General features: G+C 60.8%; 20 protein-coding genes. 15 read left to right on the top strand and 5 right to left on the bottom strand.

Going from position 1 to position 19,020, the window contains the following annotated elements; translation table 11 throughout:
• Window positions 1-46: 46 nt before the first annotated feature.
• The 4 genes from coaBC to argB are packed head-to-tail and all read left to right on the top strand — an operon-like array spanning window position 47 to window position 5,288.
• A complete protein-coding gene (gene coaBC / locus KBY08_RS20260; protein ID WP_003414013.1) occupies window positions 47-1,255 on the top strand; it encodes a bifunctional phosphopantothenoylcysteine decarboxylase/phosphopantothenate--cysteine ligase CoaBC in 1,209 nt (402 codons plus the stop codon).
• 6 nt (window positions 1,256-1,261) lie between these two features.
• A complete protein-coding gene (gene dut, locus KBY08_RS20265) occupies window positions 1,262-1,717 on the top strand; it encodes a dUTP diphosphatase (protein WP_024641395.1) in 456 nt (151 codons plus the stop codon).
• A gap of 51 nt (window positions 1,718-1,768) precedes the next feature.
• Window positions 1,769-4,354, top strand: a complete 2,586-nt coding sequence (locus KBY08_RS26555) for a phosphomannomutase/phosphoglucomutase (protein WP_054092912.1) — start codon at window positions 1,769-1,771, stop codon at window positions 4,352-4,354.
• Between the two features lie 28 nt (window positions 4,355-4,382).
• On the top strand, window positions 4,383-5,288 hold the full coding sequence (gene argB, locus KBY08_RS20275) for an acetylglutamate kinase (protein WP_002551508.1): 906 nt from the start codon (window positions 4,383-4,385) through the stop codon (window positions 5,286-5,288).
• A 527-nt stretch (window positions 5,289-5,815) separates the two neighbouring features.
• On the opposite strand, the gene KBY08_RS20280 is transcribed toward argB, so the two are convergent.
• Complete coding sequence (locus KBY08_RS20280) at window positions 5,816-6,448, bottom strand: DUF4124 domain-containing protein (protein WP_111522337.1); 633 nt, start codon at window positions 6,446-6,448, stop codon at window positions 5,816-5,818.
• A 10-nt stretch (window positions 6,449-6,458) separates the two neighbouring features.
• Window positions 6,459-7,100 (bottom strand): orotate phosphoribosyltransferase, encoded by a 642-nt coding sequence (gene pyrE, locus KBY08_RS20285; RefSeq protein WP_225651250.1) that lies wholly within the window; start codon window positions 7,098-7,100, stop codon window positions 6,459-6,461.
• Between the two features lie 82 nt (window positions 7,101-7,182).
• On the opposite strand from pyrE, the gene KBY08_RS20290 reads away from it, so the two are divergent.
• Complete coding sequence (locus KBY08_RS20290; protein ID WP_002551505.1) at window positions 7,183-7,962, top strand: exodeoxyribonuclease III; 780 nt, start codon at window positions 7,183-7,185, stop codon at window positions 7,960-7,962.
• Window positions 7,963-8,031: 69 nt separating this feature from the next.
• Here KBY08_RS20290 and KBY08_RS20295 read toward each other — a convergent pair whose 3' ends face one another.
• Window positions 8,032-8,400: a DUF4870 domain-containing protein gene (locus KBY08_RS20295; RefSeq protein WP_024652647.1), complete on the bottom strand. Its 369-nt coding sequence runs from the start codon at window positions 8,398-8,400 to the stop codon at window positions 8,032-8,034.
• A gap of 21 nt (window positions 8,401-8,421) precedes the next feature.
• Window positions 8,422-9,144, bottom strand: a complete 723-nt coding sequence (gene rph, locus KBY08_RS20300; RefSeq protein ID WP_003313989.1) for a ribonuclease PH — start codon at window positions 9,142-9,144, stop codon at window positions 8,422-8,424.
• Window positions 9,145-9,456: 312 nt separating this feature from the next.
• Between rph and KBY08_RS20305 the strand changes: the two genes are divergently transcribed.
• The 6 genes from KBY08_RS20305 (at window position 9,457) to KBY08_RS20330 (ending at window position 14,752) form a co-directional block, all read left to right on the top strand.
• On the top strand, window positions 9,457-10,320 hold the full coding sequence (locus KBY08_RS20305; protein WP_003344441.1) for a YicC/YloC family endoribonuclease: 864 nt from the start codon (window positions 9,457-9,459) through the stop codon (window positions 10,318-10,320).
• 13 nt (window positions 10,321-10,333) lie between these two features.
• On the top strand, window positions 10,334-10,978 hold the full coding sequence (gene gmk, locus KBY08_RS20310; RefSeq protein ID WP_003392601.1) for a guanylate kinase: 645 nt from the start codon (window positions 10,334-10,336) through the stop codon (window positions 10,976-10,978).
• A 147-nt stretch (window positions 10,979-11,125) separates the two neighbouring features.
• Window positions 11,126-11,389: a DNA-directed RNA polymerase subunit omega gene (gene rpoZ, locus KBY08_RS20315; protein ID WP_003320174.1), complete on the top strand. Its 264-nt coding sequence runs from the start codon at window positions 11,126-11,128 to the stop codon at window positions 11,387-11,389.
• 60 nt (window positions 11,390-11,449) lie between these two features.
• Complete coding sequence (gene spoT / locus KBY08_RS20320) at window positions 11,450-13,555, top strand: bifunctional GTP diphosphokinase/guanosine-3',5'-bis pyrophosphate 3'-pyrophosphohydrolase (RefSeq protein WP_003404001.1); 2,106 nt, start codon at window positions 11,450-11,452, stop codon at window positions 13,553-13,555.
• A gap of 24 nt (window positions 13,556-13,579) precedes the next feature.
• Window positions 13,580-13,960 carry a RidA family protein gene (locus tag KBY08_RS20325; RefSeq protein WP_003367486.1) on the top strand — a complete coding sequence of 127 codons (381 nt, stop codon included), beginning with the start codon at window positions 13,580-13,582 and terminating at the stop codon, window positions 13,958-13,960.
• Between the two features lie 54 nt (window positions 13,961-14,014).
• The gene (locus KBY08_RS20330) at window positions 14,015-14,752 is read left to right on the top strand and encodes a lipoprotein (RefSeq protein ID WP_003313983.1); all 738 of its coding nucleotides are present in this window, start codon (window positions 14,015-14,017) and stop codon (window positions 14,750-14,752) included.
• A 52-nt stretch (window positions 14,753-14,804) separates the two neighbouring features.
• Here KBY08_RS20330 and KBY08_RS20335 read toward each other — a convergent pair whose 3' ends face one another.
• Entirely contained in the window at window positions 14,805-15,653 is an 849-nt protein-coding gene (locus KBY08_RS20335) for an SDR family oxidoreductase (RefSeq protein ID WP_011266255.1), read from the bottom strand.
• Between the two features lie 209 nt (window positions 15,654-15,862).
• Between KBY08_RS20335 and exbB the strand changes: the two genes are divergently transcribed.
• The 4 genes from exbB to KBY08_RS20355 all read left to right on the top strand — a co-directional run bounded on the left by exbB (window position 15,863) and on the right by KBY08_RS20355 (window position 19,013).
• Window positions 15,863-16,825, top strand: coding sequence for a tonB-system energizer ExbB (gene exbB / locus KBY08_RS20340; RefSeq protein WP_032656940.1), 963 nt, complete (start codon window positions 15,863-15,865; stop codon window positions 16,823-16,825).
• A 3-nt stretch (window positions 16,826-16,828) separates the two neighbouring features.
• On the top strand, window positions 16,829-17,254 hold the full coding sequence (gene exbD, locus KBY08_RS20345; protein ID WP_002551495.1) for a TonB system transport protein ExbD: 426 nt from the start codon (window positions 16,829-16,831) through the stop codon (window positions 17,252-17,254).
• Entirely contained in the window at window positions 17,251-17,997 is a 747-nt protein-coding gene (locus tag KBY08_RS20350) for an energy transducer TonB (protein ID WP_003404009.1), read from the top strand. The genes exbD and KBY08_RS20350 overlap by 4 nt, the downstream gene beginning before the upstream one ends.
• Window positions 17,998-18,089: 92 nt before the next feature.
• Entirely contained in the window at window positions 18,090-19,013 is a 924-nt protein-coding gene (locus KBY08_RS20355; RefSeq protein WP_002551493.1) for a hydrogen peroxide-inducible genes activator, read from the top strand.
• Window positions 19,014-19,020 lie beyond the last annotated feature (7 nt).

Raw genomic sequence — 19,020 nt, forward strand, 5'->3', positions numbered from 1 at the left:
AGGCGTCATGGCCGTCGTGTGTTCACTCGACCAAAAAGGCAGGTCTATGCAGCGGCTGTATCGAAAACGCATCGTTCTTGGCGTCGGCGGCGGCATCGCGGCCTACAAGAGCGCTGAACTGGTCCGCCGCCTGCGCGATCAGGGCGCTGAAGTGCGTGTGGTCATGACCCGGGGCGGGGCCGAGTTTATCACCCCGCTGACCATGCAGGCGCTCTCCGGGCACCCTGTGCACCTGGACCTTCTCGATCCGGCTGCCGAGGCCGCGATGGGCCATATCGAACTGGCCAAATGGGCCGACCTGATCCTCATCGCACCGGCCACCGCCGACCTCATCGCGCGCCTGGCGCAAGGCATCGCCAACGACCTGCTGACCACCATCGTGCTGGCCACCGACGCGACCGTCGCCATCGCCCCGGCGATGAACCAGGCGATGTGGCGTGACGCCTCCGTGCAGGCCAATACCCGCCTGCTCGAAGAGCGCGATTTTCGTGTGTTCGGGCCGGCGTCCGGCAGTCAGGCGTGTGGCGACGTCGGCTTCGGGCGCATGCTGGAGGCCGACGACCTGGCCCAGTGCGCGGCCGACTGCTTCCAGCGCCTGACCCTGACCGGCAAGCATGTGCTGATCACCGCAGGCCCGACCCAGGAAAACATCGACCCGGTGCGCTACATCACCAACCACAGCTCCGGAAAAATGGGCTTTGCCCTGGCCGAAGCGGCGGTGGAAGCCGGCGCCCGCGTCACGCTGATCACCGGCCCGGTCAACCTGCCTACGCCTGATCGCGTCTCGCGCATCGACGTGGTCAGCGCCCGCGACATGCTGGCAGCGTGCGAGGCGGCGATCCCCTGCGACCTGTTCATCGCCTCGGCAGCCGTGGCCGACTACCGCCCGGAAGTCGTTGCCCCGCACAAATTGAAGAAAGATCCTTCGAACGGTGACGGCTTGCTGCTGCAGATGGTGCGCAATCCGGATATTCTGGCGACCATCGCAACCCGCCCGGATCGCCCCTTCAGTGTCGGCTTTGCCGCCGAGACCGAACACCTGCTCGACTACGCTGCCCGCAAGCTCAAGGACAAGAACCTCGACCTGATTGTCGCCAACGATGTCGCGAACCCGAGCATCGGCTTCAATAGTGAGGAAAACGCCTGCAGCGTGATTGACCGAGGGTTGCACGCAACGCTTTTCGCCCAGACCAGCAAGGCCAAGATCGCTCGCCAGCTGGTCACTTTTATCGCCGACCGCATGAATCAGGTTTAACTACGAATGCACGCTCTACAAGCCAAGATCCTCGACCCTCGCATTGGCAACGAATTTCCGCTGCCGGCTTACGCCACTACCGGCTCGGCTGGCCTGGACCTGCGCGCCATGCTCAAGGAAGACACGCTCCTTGAGCCGGGCCAGACCCTGCTGATCCCTACCGGCCTGTCGATTTACATTGGCGATCCGGGTCTTGCCGCGCTGATCCTGCCGCGCTCCGGCCTGGGCCACAAACACGGCATCGTGCTGGGCAATCTGGTAGGCCTGATCGACTCCGATTACCAGGGCGAACTGATGGTCTCCTGCTGGAACCGCGGCCAGACGGCTTTCAACATCGCAGTCGGCGAGCGCATCGCCCAATTGGTCCTGGTGCCGGTCGTACAGGCGCACTTCGAGCTGGTTGAAGCGTTCGACGAAAGTCAGCGTGGCGCTGGCGGCTTCGGTCATTCCGGCAGTCATTGATCGCCATTCGGCACATAATCCGGGTTCGGAACAAGGCTCAGGGAGAGGTCGGTGAAAGGTAGTCAGCACAGCGCTTCACAGCACGCCATACCCACCGACAACTCGCCTCCGGCTGCGAGCCTCACAGGCCTCGCGCCCGGCCTGGTGCCTGCCGCCATCGGCCTGCTCATCGCTGCGGCGCTGGTCTGGATGGCTCTGGCCACCGGCCCGCAGCAACAGGACCAGCTGGTTCAGGCCTGGGGCGGCAGTCAGGCGGCAGCGGTGGGTCTGGCGCTGCGCCAGATCAACGCGGACACCCAGTCAGCAGCATCCGGTGCGGCGCTTGTGCAGACATTGCAAAGCAATGATGCCGCTGCCCTGCTGGCCACTCAGGATCGATTCACCCGTTGGGACGGCCTCGCAGGCGCTCGGCTTTACCCCAAGGGGCTGGCCGATGTGGATACGCAAGGCGCACTGCCCGTCAGTTTCGCCACCCTGGATATGCTCAACAAGGCCGCACAAGGTGAGGCCGTCGCCCCGGAGGCGCGCAAGGTCGGCGAGCGCTGGTTGATCTACAGCGCCGCGCCGGTGCGTGCCGCTGCCAGTCAGCCGGTGGTGGGTACGCTGCTGCTGGCCTTCGACCTGCAGCGCTTGCTCAATGCCTTGCCGGCGCTGCCTGCCGACGCCGGGCAAGTGGTGCTCAGCCAGCAATTCGGCAGCGGACCTGCTCAGGTGTTCCTGCAACGCGGTCAGGCCGAGGAAGGCAAAGCCCAGGCTTTCGATACCGGTTATCCTGGCTGGAAACTCGAGTTCACGCCCGGCCCCGGGCTGAAAACCTCACCGTCCGTGATGCTTCTGCTGCTGGCACTGATTATCGCTGCAGCGGGCGTGCTGCTTGGCTTGCACCGTAACGAACGGGCCCTGCAGAAGCGTATTTGCGCCGACGCACGGCAACTGGATCAGCTGCTCCAAGAACTCTCACGCGGAAAAGCCGTCAAACCCTTCGGTTTGAGCCTCCCGGCCCTTAGTGGTCTGGCTCAGGCCCTTGCTCGTGTCTCGCTTCGTAGTCAGCCTCAGGCAGCGCCTGTCCTGGCGGCGGGCGAGCAGCGCGATGCAGATATTGCCAAAGGCAGTGCTTCGTCCACCGTGGCTGCATCACGCACCGACTGGACCGATCCGCTGTTTCAAGATACCGATATCCTTGATATCGACCTTCTCGACGAAAACCAGGACTTCCTGAGATCGGAGCATAACCTCGCTATGAACAGTCCAGCATCCGTGGCACCCAACCTTCCCGAGACTATTTTCCGTGCCTACGACATCCGTGGCGTGGTCGGGGACACCCTCAACGCTGAAACGGCTTACTGGATCGGCCGCGCCATCGGCTCCGAAAGCCTGGCGCAGAACGAACCCAACGTCAGCGTTGGCCGCGACGGTCGGCTTTCCGGTCCTGAACTGGTACAGCAACTGATTCAAGGTCTGCACGACAGCGGCTGTCACGTCAGCGATGTAGGCCTGGTGCCAACGCCTGCGCTGTATTACGCAGCCAACGTGCTGGCCGGCAAGACCGGCGTCATGCTGACCGGCAGCCATAACCCGAAGGACTACAACGGCTTCAAGATCGTCATCGCCGGCGACACCCTCGCCAACGAGCAGATCCAGGCGCTGCACGAGCGCATCAAGACCAACAACCTGACGTCGCAGAAAGGCAGCATCACCCAGGTCGACATCCTTGAGCGCTACTTCCAGCAGATCAAGAATGACATCGTCATGGCGCGCAAGCTGAAGGTCGTGGTCGACTGCGGTAACGGCGCGGCAGGCGTGATCGCTCCGCAGCTGATCGAAGCGCTGGGCTGTGAAGTGATTTCCCTGTTCGCGGAAGTGGATGGCAACTTCCCCAACCATCACCCGGATCCGGGCAAGCTGGAAAACCTGCAGGACCTGATTGCCAAGGTCAAGGAAACCGGTGCCGATCTGGGCCTGGCCTTCGACGGTGACGGCGACCGTGTCGGTGTCGTGACCAACGCAGGCAACGTGGTGTACCCGGACCGCCTGTTGATGCTGTTCGCGCTGGACGTGCTCAAGCGCAATCCGGGTGCCGACATCATTTTCGACGTCAAATGCACACGCCGCCTGACTCCGCTGATCAGCGAGCATGGCGGCCGTCCGGTGATGTGGAAAACCGGTCACTCGCTGATCAAGAAAGAAATGAAGAAAAGCGGTGCGCTGCTGGCAGGCGAAATGAGCGGCCACATCTTCTTCAAGGAACGCTGGTTCGGTTTCGACGACGGTATCTACAGCGCAGCACGCCTGCTGGAGATCCTCAGCCAGGAGTCGGCCAACGCCGAAGACCTGTTCGAGACCTTCCCGAACGATATTTCGACGCCTGAAATCAACATCAAGGTGACGGATGTCACCAAGTTCAGCATCATCAAGGCCCTTGAAACGGATGCGCAGTGGGGCGACGCCAAACTGACCACCATCGACGGTGTCCGTGTGGACTATCCGAAGGGCTGGGGTCTGGTTCGCGCTTCCAATACCACGCCGGTACTGGTGCTGCGTTTCGAAGCCGAGACCGAGGCCGAATTGCAGCGTATCAAGGACGTGTTCCACGCAGAACTGAAGAAAGTTGCGCCGGACCTCGACCTGCCATTTTGATTGTTTTTCCTTTTGACTGGAGCCCTGAATGACCCTCGAACGCGATGCCGCCTCTAATGTAGCCAAGGTCCTTTCCGAAGCGCTGCCTTACATTCGCCGCTTTGTCGGCAAGACGCTGGTTATCAAGTACGGCGGCAACGCCATGGAGAGCGAAGAGCTGAAAACCGGCTTTGCGCGCGACATCGTGTTGATGAAAGCGGTGGGCATCAACCCGGTAGTGGTTCACGGCGGCGGGCCGCAGATCGGCGATCTGCTCAAGCGACTGTCCATTGAGAGCCACTTCATCGACGGCATGCGTGTGACCGATGCGCAAACCATGGATGTCGTGGAGATGGTACTGGGCGGCCAGGTCAACAAGGACATCGTCAACCTGATCAACCGTCATGGCGGCAGCGCGATCGGTCTGACCGGCAAGGACGCTGAGCTGATTCGTGCGAAGAAGCTCACCGTCACGCGCCAGACGCCGGAAATGACCAAGCCCGAAATCATCGACATCGGTCAGGTCGGTGAAGTCGTCGGGGTCAACACCGGGCTGCTCAACATGCTGGTCAAAGGCGATTTCATTCCGGTCATCGCGCCTATCGGCGTGGGCCCGGACGGCGAGTCGTACAACATCAACGCCGACCTGGTAGCAGGCAAGGTTGCCGAAGCCCTCAAGGCCGAGAAGCTGATTCTGCTGACCAACATCGCCGGCCTGATGAACAAGCAGGGCGAAGTCCTGACCGGCCTGACCACCGAGCAGGTCGACGGCCTGATCGCCGACGGCACCATCTACGGTGGCATGCTGCCGAAGATTCGCTGCGCGCTGGAAGCGGTTCAGGGCGGCGTCAACAGCTCGCACATCATTGACGGTCGAGTGCCCAACGCGGTCCTGCTGGAGATCTTTACCGACAGCGGTGTAGGTACCCAGATCACCAACCGCAAGCGGCACTGATGCACACGTAACACCCAAAGGCCCCGTGAGCTAACACTCACGGGGCCTTTTTTGTTGGCTGATGATTGAGAACACTATCGTGTTCATGCTCCGCGCTCAGCGTCATATACAAGTCTGCTCTTGATTCTGGCCGCAGGCCGTGGGAGCGAGCTTGCTCGCGAAGAGGCCGGTAAAGCCCCTGAAAATGGGGCGTCTGGACCATCGTATTCGTGAGCATTGCGGATCGCCGCCCGGTCACTCCCACGCACTTCGGGCAGAAGCCGGAAAGTCACGTTTCACGGGCTCTTCAAGACTTATGTATAACGTTGAGTGCTCCGCGTGGGTATGCCGTTCTGGACGCTCTGCGTCCTATCCTGATTGAGCGGCGCGGCGCAGATTTGTGACGCGGAGCGTCACGACAGGCATTCCCACGCTGGAGCGTGAGGAACGAGAGGTGTCTGGGAGATCAGGGAGCGTAACGTGCCCGGAAGAACACTATCGTACCCATGCTCCGCGTGGGTATGCCGCTCTGGACGCTCTGCGTCCGGTCACTGAGTCAGCCGCTGGACGCGGGCGCGATCGACGGCGAAGTCTGCTTCGGCCTTTACGCGTGCGGCCTGATACCCGGTGATATCGGCTTGCAGTTTCTGCTGCTGATCGCGAAGGTCGTTCAGTTGATCGACAAGTGCCTGCTGAACCGGACGCCCTGCGCGCTCAAGGTCGGCGGCCTGGCCTTGCAGACTGCGCTGCTGCGCCGCCAGCCCCTGAATGTTGCCCTGGGCAACGCCAACCAGTGCATCGAGCTCAGCCAGTTTGCGGGCCTTCATGCGGTCCACTTCAGCGACGCTGCTGTACAGGCTCAGCAGTTGTGCATCGGCGGCGGCCTGGCGCTTGTCCGCTTCGGACTGACGAATCTGCTCGGCCGTAGGCGCAGGTGGCACGATTTGAACCACCCGGCCACGACTGTTGAGCACTTCATAGCCTTTGGCAACGTAGTCGGGCGGCACGCCTTGCGTGTCGATCACTGTCACCCCGCGGCTGTCGACGTAGCGATAAAGCCGTGGCTCAGGTGCGTCGGCCGCTTGGGCGAGCATGGGCGCAAGCATGACGACAGCCAGCAAGGCCCGAAAAACGCTCAGCGCGTCTGAAACCGATCCCCAAGACCTGCCGCCGGCCGCCATAGGCTCGTCCTCAGATTCCGAATTGCGCGCGATAGGCTTCGACAGCAGGCAGATGCTGCTTGAGCTGCGGGTCGTCGGCCAGGAACTCGAGCACCTGATTCAGCGACACGATACTCACCACCGGAATCCCGAAGTCACGTTCGACGTCCTGAATCGCCGACAGCTCGCCATTGCCGCGCTCCTGACGATTGAGCGCGATCAGCACGCCCGCAGCTGTCGCATCCTGGTCCTTGATGATCTGCATGACCTCACGGATCGCGGTGCCCGCAGTGATCACGTCGTCGATAATCAGCACATTCCCCGCCAGCGGCGAGCCCACCAGACTGCCGCCCTCGCCGTGCGCCTTGGCTTCCTTGCGGTTGAAACACCACGGCAGATCACGGTCATGATGCTCGGCCAGCGCCACGGCAGTGGCCGATGCGAGCGGAATGCCCTTGTAGGCCGGACCGAACAGAACGTCGAAGGCAATACCGCTTTCAACCACGGCGGCTGCGTAGAAACGCCCCAGTTGTGCCAGTGCGGAACCGGTGTTGAACAGCCCCGCATTGAAGAAGTACGGGCTGGTGCGCCCGGACTTGAGAGTGAACTCACCGAAGCGCAGAACACCGCGATCGATGGCAAAACGAATGAAATCGCGTTGATACGCCTGCATGAAAAAAGCTCCGAATACCACGGATTTAGCTAATTAGGTAGAGCTCGGGTATCATACACGCACGTGATTTTTGGGGCCATTTATGCGGATCATCAGTGTGAACGTAAATGGCATTCAGGCTGCGGTCGAGCGTGGTTTGCTCAGCTGGCTGCAAGCTCAGAATGCCGACGTCATCTGCTTACAGGACACCCGCGCCTCCACCTTTGAACTGGACGATCCAGCCTTTCAGCTGGATGGTTACTTCCTCTATGCCTGCGAAGCCGAGGTTCCCGCTCAGGGTGGTGTGGCGCTGTATTCGCGGTTGCAGCCGAAGGCGGTAATCAGCGGCCTCGGCTTCGAGACAGCCGACCGCTACGGGCGCTACCTGCAAGCAGATTTCGACAAGGTCAGTATCGCTACCCTGCTCTTTCCGTCGGGGATGAATGGCGATGAAGACCTGAATCAGAAATTCAAGCTCATGGACGATTTCGGCAAGTACATGGACAAGCAGCGCCGCAAGCGTCGCGAATACATCTACTGCGGATCGCTCTATGTGGCGCAGCAGAAGCTCGATATCAAGAACTGGCGCGACAGCCAGCAGTCACCCGGCTTCCTCGCGCCCGAACGCGCCTGGATGGACGAAATCGTCGGCACCATGGGCTACGTCGATGCCCTGCGTGAAGTCAGCCGTGAAGGCGACCAGTACAGCTGGTGGCCGGATAACGAACAGGCCGAGATGCTGAACCTGGGCTGGCGCTTCGATTATCAGATCCTGACCCCTGGCCTGCGCCGCTTCGTGCGCAGCGCCCGTCTGCCACGCCAGCCGCGCTTCTCGCAGCACGCGCCGTTGATCGTGGATTACGACTGGACCCTGACTATCTGATAGCCAGGCAAGGCAGCGAACACGAAAAAGCCGACTTGAAGTCGGCTTTTTGCGTTGCCTGAAGTGATGCTACTTGATCAGGCGCAAGGTGAACGGATAGCGATAATTGACGCCGTCATTGGCTTTTATCCCGGCAATGATCGCCAGCACTGCGGCACCGATGCCCACCAGCGTCAGTAACGCAAAGCCGATGATCAGCACCACCAGCAGCATGCTGACGGTGGCCGCGATGGCGACTGTGATCTGAAAATTCAGCGCTTCCTTGCCTTGCGCGTCGATAAACGGATCGGAGTCTTTCTTCAACTGCCAGATAATCAGCGGGCCCAGCAGATTGCCGAACGGAAACATCAGTCCGGCAAACGCCGACAAGTGACAGAACATCGCCCACTGGCGAGCGCTTTGCGGCGGTTTGCTGAACGGTTGCAAGCTGTCACTCATTATCGGACCCCCTTCTGGGTATCAGTCGGCCAACGCGGCGCGCTGCAATTCAAACAATTCGGTCATGCCTTTCTGCGCCAGCGCGAGCATCGCGTTCAGCTCTTCCGGCTGGAATGGCGCGCCTTCGGCAGTGCCCTGAACTTCAATGAAACCGCCTGCACTGGTCATGACCACGTTCAGGTCGGTCTCGGCAGCCGAGTCTTCGAGGTAGTCCAGGTCGAGCACCGGCTCGCCCTGATACATGCCGACCGAAACAGCCGCGATCATCTGCTTGAGCGGGTCGCCGCCTTTCAGGCCGCCGCGCTTCTTGATCACCTTCAGCGCATCGGCCAGGGCCACCATCGCACCGGTAATGGACGCGGTGCGAGTGCCGCCGTCAGCCTGAATGACATCGCAATCGACGTACAGGGTGACGTCGCCCAGCTTGGACATGTCCAGCGCAGCGCGCAGTGAACGACCGATCAGGCGCTGGATTTCGAGTGTACGGCCACCCTGCTTGCCACGGCTGGCTTCGCGCTGGTTACGCTCGCCGGTAGCACGTGGCAGCATGCCGTATTCGGCAGTCAGCCAACCCTGGCCCTGGCCTTTGAGAAAGCGTGGTACGCCGTTTTCGACGCTGACGGTGCAAATCACCTTGGTATCACCAAACTCGACCAGTACAGAACCCTCGGCGTGTTTGGTGTAGTTGCGGGTGATGCGGATCGAGCGGAGCTGATCGGCGGCGCGACCACTTGGACGTTTCATCTGGGATACCTGTACTGAGACGGAAAACTGCTGGGCATTATAGAGGCCACAGCTGCCGCTGGGCATCTCTAAAAGCCGTCAATGCCGATCCCGCGCAACCAGAAGGCCCTGGATCAAGGCTTTCGACGCGCAGATACGGGGTAAAACAACGCCTTGCGTCACCTGTCACACTGTCGGATTGGGAGCCTGCGCCGCACTGCGCTACAATCCTGCGCCTCTACAGCCAGCCGGCTTTCACGACGCCCATGACCGCCATTTCTGCGCGTTCATGAACCGAACCACGCTTTGAAAGCGAACCAAGAGGTATTTCCCATGGTGCACAGCATGACTGCCTTTGCCCGAGTAGAGCGGGCCGGTGCCCAGGGCACACTGAGCTGGGAACTGCGCTCGGTCAACCACCGCTATCTTGAGCCACACCTGCGCCTGCCGGAGTCGTTCCGCGATCTGGAAGGCGCGATTCGCGAAGCGCTGCGTCAGGGCCTGTCGCGCGGCAAGGTCGAGTGCACACTGCGCTTTGTCGAGGAAACCGCCGGCAAGCCGCTGCAGGTGGATCTTGAACGCGCAGGCCAATTGATCGCCGCAGCCGAGTCGGTTGCCGGCTTGATCAAACAGCCTGCTGCCTTGAACCCGCTCGAGGTGCTAGCCTGGCCGGGCGTGCTGGTCGCCGATGCCAACGATCCGCAGGTGTTGAACACCGAGGCCCTGAAACTGTTCAATGATGCGCTGACCGAATTGAAAAGCGGGCGCGGGCGCGAAGGCGCAGACCTGGCGCGGCTGCTCGACGAGCGTCTGTCCTCCATCGTCGAAGAAGTCGCCACCTTGCGCACGCTGGTGCCACAGATGCTCGCAACCCAGCGGCAGAAGGTGCTGGATCGCTTTGCCGACATGAAAGCCGAGCTCGACCCTCAGCGTCTGGAGCAGGAGATGGTCCTGCTGGCACAGAAAAGCGATGTCGCCGAAGAACTGGACCGCCTCAGCACCCACGTCACCGAAGTGCGTCGCGTACTCAAGGCTGGCGGCCAGGCAGGACGCCGTCTTGATTTCCTGATGCAAGAGCTTAACCGCGAAGCGAATACACTGGGCTCCAAGGCCTTTGACCCACGCAGCACGCAGGCTGCCGTCAACCTCAAAGTGTTGATCGAGCAGATGCGTGAGCAAGTGCAGAATATTGAGTAAGGCTAAACCTGACATGACCCATATCACTGGCACCCTGTACATCATTTCCGCTCCGTCCGGCGCGGGCAAGACCAGTCTGGTCAAGGCGCTGATGGACGCTCAGCAAGAGCCTCAGCACGGCGCGCAGGCAAAGATTCGCGTCTCTGTCTCGCACACCACGCGCGCCATGCGCCCCGGCGAAGTGGACGGTGTGAACTACAACTTCGTCGATCGTGCCACGTTCCTGAGCATGATCGAGCACGGCGACTTTCTCGAGCAGGCCGAGGTCTTCGGCAACCTGTATGGCACGTCGCAGAGCCACTTGCAGCAGACGCTGGACGAAGGCCACGACCTGATTCTGGAAATCGACTGGCAGGGTGCGCGCCAGGTTCGTGCGCAGATGCCGCAGGCCCGTTCCATCTTCATTTTGCCGCCGACCCAGCAGGCCTTGCGCCAGCGCCTGACCAATCGCGGCCAGGACAGTGACGAGATCATCGAAGCCCGCATGCGTGAAGCCGTCAGCGAAATGAGCCACTACAGCGAGTATGAGTACGTCGTGGTCAATGACGACTTTGCCGGCGCGCTGGAAGACCTCAAGGCGATTTTCCGCGCCAATCGCCTCACTCAACAGCATCAGCAAGAGCAATACAGCGAACTTTTTCAGGAGTTGCTGGCCTGATCGAACCGTTTCCAGACATCAGGCAACAGGTTAAAAGCATGCCGTTGGTGGCATGCCGCTTGATGACTGGTGCTGTACGCTTGTAAACTACCGAGTCCGCTCGCCCATCCGGGCATCGCGCATCCGCATTTGCTACGAGGAATACCCATGGCCCGCGTAACCGTTGAAGACTGCCTAGAACACGTGGATAACCGCTTTGAGCTGGTCATGCTCTCTACCAAGCGTGCCCGTCAACTGGCAACCGGCGGCAAAGAACCAAAGCTGGCCTGGGAAAACGACAAGCCTACCGTTATGGCCCTGCGTGAAATCGCGGCTGGCGTAATGGATTACTCTGTAATCGCAGAAGCTGAAATCGTTGAAGATGAGCCATTGTTCGCAGCGTTCGAGGACGAGTCCAACGAGGCCGTCTAAGCCTATGCCAGGTCGACGTAGTACGGCGCAGGGTAAAAGCCATTGGCAAGGGGTAGCGCCTTGCCGAGCATAGACGCCCTCGCCGACAGACTGTCGGCCTACCTCGGCAAGGACCAGGTCAATCTGGTCCGCCGAGCGTATTTCTACGCCGAACAAGCCCACGATGGCCAACGCCGTCGCAGCGGTGAAGCCTACGTCACCCATCCTCTCGCGGTGGCGAACATTCTTGCCGATATGCACATGGACCATCAGAGCCTGATGGCTGCGATGCTGCATGACGTCATCGAGGACACCGGGATTGCCAAGGAAGCGCTCAGCGCCCAATTTGGCGAGACCGTCGCGGAACTGGTCGACGGGGTCAGCAAACTGACCCAGATGAATTTCGAGACCAAGGCCGAAGCCCAGGCGGAAAACTTCCAGAAAATGGCCATGGCCATGGCGCGCGACATTCGCGTCATCCTGGTCAAGCTCGCTGATCGCCTGCACAACATGCGCACGCTGGAAGTCCTGTCCGGCGAAAAGCGTCGGCGCATCGCCAAGGAAACCCTTGAAATCTATGCGCCCATCGCCAATCGGCTGGGCATGCACAGTGTGCGCATCGAATTCGAGGACCTGGGCTTCAAGGCGATGTACCCGATGCGTTCCTCGCGAATCAACCAGGCGGTCAAGCGCGCCAGGGGCAATCGCAAGGAACTGGTCAACAAGATCGAAGAGTCCCTGAGTCATTGCCTGGCCGTCGATGGCATCGAAGGCGACGTCAGTGGGCGGCAGAAACATCTGTATGGCATCTACAAGAAGATGCGCGGCAAGCGTCGCGCCTTCAACGAGATCATGGATGTCTACGCGTTCCGCATCATCGTCGACAAGGTCGACACCTGCTATCGCGTGCTCGGCGCTGTACATAATTTGTACAAGCCGCTGCCCGGTCGCTTCAAGGATTACATCGCGATCCCCAAGGCCAACGGCTATCAGTCCCTGCATACCACCTTGTTCGGTATGCATGGCGTGCCGATCGAGATCCAGATTCGCACCCGCGAAATGGAAGAAATGGCCAACAACGGCATCGCGGCACACTGGCTGTACAAATCCAGCGACGACGAGCAGCCCAAGGGCACTCACGCCCGGGCCCGACAATGGGTCAAGGGCGTGCTGGAAATGCAGCAGCGCGCCGGCAACTCGCTGGAATTCATCGAAAGCGTCAAGATCGACCTGTTCCCGGACGAGGTCTACGTTTTCACGCCCAAAGGCCGGATCATGGAGCTGCCCAAAGGCTCCACAGCGGTGGATTTCGCCTACGCGGTACACACCGATGTCGGCAACAGCTGCATTGCCTGCCGGATCAACCGCCGGCTGGCGCCGCTTTCCGAACCGCTGCAAAGTGGCTCGACCGTCGAGATCGTCAGCGCTCCAGGCGCACGCCCGAACCCGGCCTGGCTGAACTTTGTCGTCACCGGCAAGGCGCGTACCCACATTCGTCACGCACTCAAGCTGCAACGCCGTTCCGAGTCGATCAATCTGGGCGAGCGCCTGCTGAACAAGGTCCTCAACGGGTTTGAGTGCAGCCTCGACAAGATCGGTCAGGAGCGCATTCAACTGGTGCTCAACGAATACCGGGTCGAAGTGCTGGAAGACCTGCTCGAAGACATCGGCCTGGGTAATCGCATGGCTTATGTCGTTGCCCGCCGCCTGCTGGGCGAAGGCGATCAGTTGCCAAGCCCTGAAGGCCCGCTGGCGATTCGTGGCACCGAAGGCCTGGTGCTCAGCTACGCGAAATGCTGCACGCCAATCCCGGGCGACCCGATTGTCGGCCACCTGTCTGCAGGCAAGGGCATGGTCGTGCACCTGGACAACTGCCGCAACATCAGCGAAATCCGCCACAACCCGGAAAAATGCATCCAGCTGTCCTGGGCCAAGGACGTGACGGGCGAATTCAACGTCGAACTGCGCGTCGAACTCGAGCATCAGCGCGGCCTGATCGCGCTGCTGGCCAGCAGCGTCAACGCGGCGGACGGCAATATCGAAAAAATCAGCATGGACGAACGCGATGGTCGCATCAGCGTGGTCCAACTGGTGGTCAGCGTGCACGATCGCGTGCACCTGGCTCGTGTGATCAAGAAACTGCGCGCCCTGACCGGTGTCACACGCATCACCCGGATGCGCGCGTAGGCCATCCCACTATCAGGAGTTCTCATGACCAAGACTGTCATCACCAGCGATAAAGCCCCTGCGGCCATTGGCCCTTACTCACAGGCCATCAAAGCTGGCAATACCGTCTACATGTCCGGACAGATCCCGTTGGACCCGAGCACCATGGAACTGGTCGAGGGCATCGAAGCCCAGATCACTCAGGTCTTCGAAAACCTCAAGTCGGTTGCCGAAGCAGCGGGCGGATCGTTCAAGGACATCGTCAAACTGAACATCTTTCTGACCGATCTGGGCCACTTCGCCAAGGTCAACGAGCTGATGAGCACCTACTTCACTCAGCCTTATCCGGCTCGTGCAGCCATCGGCGTTGCGGCCCTGCCGCGTGGCGCCCAGGTTGAAATGGACGCGATTCTCGTCATCGAATAAATCCCCGACGGAGCGTGCCTTGCGCTCCGTTCTCCCTGAAGGAAGGAATCCGTTATGCGCTCCGCGCTCGCCATCTCGCTGCTCGCCGTCATTCTGGGCGGCTGCGCCAGCCACGCCGACCGCAATCCGGACGGCACCTGGATCAACCAGACCGCCATCGACGCCGCCGTCAAGCAAGGCAACTTGCGTCAGGCGCTGCTCGCCAATGGCCCCAATCTGGAGTGGAAAATCAACTCCAAGGCCAATCAGGCCATTTACTCCAATGGCTTCGAGCTCGGCGAAGGCAAGATCGTCAGCGCTGCCGAAGGCAAGCTGCATGTCGATTTCTATGGCAACTTCTTCGAAGACCTGAGCGTCAAGGGTGACGAACTGGTCCAGGCGGCCAGCGAGTCAGGCCCTGAACAGCACTTCCAGAAACCCGAAGATCCGGCCCCGGACGGCGCTCAGCCAGGCAGCAGCTTCGAGAAAGCTCTGTATGGCGCCTACATGGGCGGTAAGTGGACAGTCGTAGAGGGTGATGGTCAGGGCAGCACCGTGCAATTCATGCCTGACGGCAGTGTGCAGGGTCTTCCGGAAAACGATCGTTACGCGCTGTGTCTGGCTGGCGATTGTGCCGCCATGAGCGGCGAATACGACAGCATGTGGCTGGAGAAAGCCGAGAAAGGCAACCCGTGGATTTTTGCCCGCAAAGGCAAGCAGCTGGAAATATTCCAGGCGGTGAACAATGCTGGTGCGGACCAGATGCCCGAGCTGCGTCCCGGCCCACGTCGCTGGTTGCTCGAACAGCAGTAAGCGATTCAGGCATCAGGAGCGCCCTTTACGGCGCTCCTGATCAATCACTGCTCTAGCCCAGTAAAGCCGCATAACCTGCCCTAAAGTCCGGGTACATCGGCGCCCATCCCAATGCTCGCGCCCTGGCATTACTGCAACGCTTGCTGCCCACGCGCTGCACGCTGACCTCCTCCGACCATTCGGTCACTCCCAGATACTCACGGATCCACGCCACCACATCGGCCAGCGCGGCCGGATCGTCATCGACGCCCAGGTAGCAACTCTCCAGCGCAACGCCGCGTTGATCCGCCAGCAGCAGGTGCTCCAGCAGACCGGCCGCATCGTCGGCATGAATACGATTGGCGTAGACCGGCGGATCGATCCTCACGCTGTGCCCTTGGCGGACGCGGTTCGACAGGTCACTGCGGCCCGGGCCGTAAATACCGGTCAGTCTCACCGCCGTGGCCGGCAGCCCGCTGTTCAGCGCGACCTGTTCGGCCTCCAGCATCACCGTGCCGGTGTAGTTGCCGGGCTCGGTGGCGGAGGTTTCATCCACCCATTCCCCATTCTGCTGACCGTAAACACCGCTGCTTGAAACGAAGATCAAGCGCTTTGGCCGCTGCCCGGTCTGCTCGAGCCAGCTCAACACATTACGCAGGCCCTCGACGTAAGCCATCCGGTAACCCGCTTCGTCACGTTGTGAGGGGGTCGCGCAATACACCACGTAATCCAATGCTGCAGCAGGCCATTGGGCAGGTTTTTGCGTCTCGAACAGATCGCCCGCCACACCGTGAACACCGGCAGGAAGCTCGGAAACAGTGCGCCGCAGCCCATGCACGGTCCAGCCGTGAGGCAGCAGGCGAGTAGCGAGTCGCGAACCAATGTCGCCACAGCCGGCGATCAGAAGCGAAGGAGCAGTCATTCGGTATCTCCAGAAAAGGCGGTGTCAGTATCGTTAAAAACGCTCATCGACAGGCAAGCATTCGGCCGAATATGTAAAAAAGATACTGTATTACTTTTGTTAACAAGAACGATTTGCAATAATGGCGGCCCATTCGTTCCGCGTAAGCGTCGACAGCACCGAGCGACGCACTGGAACCATCCCCTTTTTTCCTCTCAGGTCCGGCCAGCATGAAACGCATTCAATCAATCGCTTCGCCTACCCAGATGCCTCGCCTGCCTCGTGCATGGCGCAGTATCGCAGCCCTTGTCTTGAGCCTGATGTTCGTCCCCATGGCGCTCGCGGACCAATCGGCTCCGACCGCTGCCCCTGCGACTTCCACAGCACCTGCATCAGCTGCGGCAACGGCACCTGCCGCACCTGACGCAGCAGCCCCGGTGCAGGCCATGGAGCCCGCCACCGAAGACAACAGCCTGGGCATGGCGCATGACCTGTCGCCGTGGGGCATGTATCAGAATGCCGACGTCGTGGTCAAAGCGGTGATGATCGGTCTGGCCATCGCCTCGATCATTACGTGGACCATCTGGATCTCCAAGGGTTTCGAGCTGCTGGGTGCCAAGCGCCGGTTGCGCGGCGAAATCGTCAATCTGAAAAAAGCCCGCTCCCTGACTGAAGCGAGCGCCACCGCCAGCACGGAAGGCACCCTCGCCCACCTGCTGGTGCATGACGCCCTCGAAGAGATGCGCCTGTCCGCCAACAGCCGCGAGCGCGAAGGGATCAAGGAGCGTGTCAGCTTCCGTCTCGAGCGTCTGGTCGCCGCCTGTGGCCGCAACATGAGCATGGGCACCGGCGTGCTGGCGACCATCGGTTCGACCGCGCCATTCGTGGGTCTGTTCGGTACGGTCTGGGGCATCATGAACAGCTTCATCGGCATCGCCAAGACCCAGACCACCAACCTCGCCGTAGTCGCACCCGGCATCGCCGAAGCCCTTTTGGCCACCGCGCTGGGCCTGGTCGCGGCGATCCCTGCGGTAGTGATCTACAACGTCTTCGCCCGCTCCATCGCCGGTTACAAGGCTCAGGTCTCCGATGCCTCGGCACACGTCCTGCTGCTGGTCAGCCGCGATCTGGATCATCTGCCAGAGCCGTCCGAGCGCAATCAACAACAACCGCAAATGGTCAAGGTGGGCTAAAACGTGGGCCTGCATCTTAACGAAGGCGGCGACGATCTCGCCGAGAACCATGAAATCAACGTGACGCCGTTCATCGACGTCATGCTGGTGCTGCTGATCATCTTCATGGTGGCTGCACCGCTGGCGACCGTGGACATCAAGGTCGACCTGCCAGCGTCCACCGCCACACCGCAGCCCAGACCCGAGAAGCCGATCTTTCTCAGCGTGAAAACCGACAAGAGCCTGTACCTGGGCGAGGAGAAGGTTGCTCGCGAGCAGATCGGTCAGGTGCTGGACGCCCGCACCAAGGGCAAGAAAGACACCACGATCTTCTTCCAGGCCGACAAGGGCGTGGATTACGGTGATCTGATGGAAGTCATGAACACGCTTCGGGGTGCGGGTTACCTGAAGGTCGGTCTGGTAGGTCTTGAGACGGCTGGTAAGAAATGATCAGTACGCGCCAAAAACTGACGCGCTATAGCGGTAGTCTGTTGTTGGTGCTGGCCGTGCACGCCATCGCAATCATTGTTGCCGTTCGCTGGCCTGCCCCTCAGCCTGTCGAATTGCCACCGGCCGCCATGATGGTCGAACTTGCGCCAGTGCCCGAACCCGCTCCGCCGCCACCGCCCAAGGTCGTTCAGCCGCCCCCGCCGCCAGCCCCGGAGGAGCCGACACCGGTGCCGGAAGTCGTGCAGGCGCCGAAGCCGGAAATCGTCGTGCCCAAGAAGGTCGAGAAGCCCAAGCCCAAACCGCAGCCGCCAAAGCCGCAGAAGAAGCCTGAGCCGCCCAAGGAAAAGCCTGCCGACGAGAAGCCGGTCGATACACCGCCGACCACGGCGCAACCGGCAAAGCCGGTGGCTCCCAAGCCTGCTCCTGCACCTTCGCCACCCAGCAACGCATTGCCGAATTGGCAGGGCGATTTGCTCGGTCATCTGAGCAAGTACAAGAAGTACCCTGAGGATGCACGCCGTCGTGGCATGCAAGGTGTTGCTCGCTTGCGCTTCGTGGTGGACGCTGACGGCAACGTGCTTTCCTACTCGATTGCCAACAGTTCAGGCAGCCCGGCGCTGGATCGAGCGACCATGGAAATGATCCGTCGCGCTCAACCGTTGCCCAAGCCGCCGAAGGAAATCCTCAACAACGGCACCATTGAAATCCTCGCACCGTTCGTTTATTCGCTGGATAAACGCTGAATTGTACTTTTGTTACCCATAAGTACTTCTGATAACGTGCGTCTATCGATCGCACCCGCTATGCTGGGGTCGCAACTTCATGGACGCACGTTATGACTCTTACAGAATTGCGCTACATCGTTACGCTCGCCCAGGAGCAGCACTTTGGCCATGCAGCGGAACGCTGCCATGTCAGCCAGCCAACGCTGTCGGTGGGTGTCAAAAAACTCGAAGACGAACTCGGTGTGCTCATTTTCGAGCGCAGCAAAAGTGCTGTGCGCCTGACACCGGTCGGTGAAGGCATCGTGGCGCAGGCGCAGAAAGTGCTGGAGCAGGCCCAGGGTATTCGCGAGCTGGCCCAGGCCGGCAAGAACCAGCTGACCGCCCCGCTGAAAGTCGGCGCGATCTACACCGTTGGTCCTTACCTGTTTCCTCACCTGATCCCACAACTGCACCGGGTCGCCCCGCAGATGCCGTTGTACATCGAAGAAAACTTCACGCATGTGCTGCGCGACAAGCTGCGTAACGGTGAGCTGGATGCCGTCATCATTGCCTTGCCGTTCAACGAAGCCGACGTGCTGACCCTGCCGCTTTACGACGAACCGTTCTCTGTGCTGATGCCGGCCGACCATCCCTGGACTCAGAAAGAGACCATCGATGCCTCGGCGCTCAACGACAAGAGCCTGTTATTGCTGGGCGAAGGTCACTGCTTCCGTGATCAGGTCCTGGAAGCCTGCCCGACGCTGGGCAAAGGCAACGAAGGTGCCAAGCACACGACGGTAGAATCCAGCTCGCTGGAAACCATTCGGCACATGGTCGCCTCCGGGCTGGGCATTTCGATCCTGCCGCTGTCGGCAGTCGACAGCCACCATTACGCACCCGGCGTGATCGAAGTCCGCCCGCTGACGCCGCCCGTGCCTTTCCGCACGGTCGCCATCGCCTGGCGTGCAAGCTTCCCGAGACCCAAAGCCATCGAAATCCTCGCTGACTCTGCACGTCTGTGCTCGGTGGCACGTCCGAAAACAGTCGCTAGCTAGGCAGAAC

It is taken from the genome of Pseudomonas sp. P135 (genome assembly GCF_020312125.1).
GTDB classification, from domain to species: Bacteria; Pseudomonadota; Gammaproteobacteria; order Pseudomonadales; family Pseudomonadaceae; genus Aquipseudomonas; species Aquipseudomonas fragariae.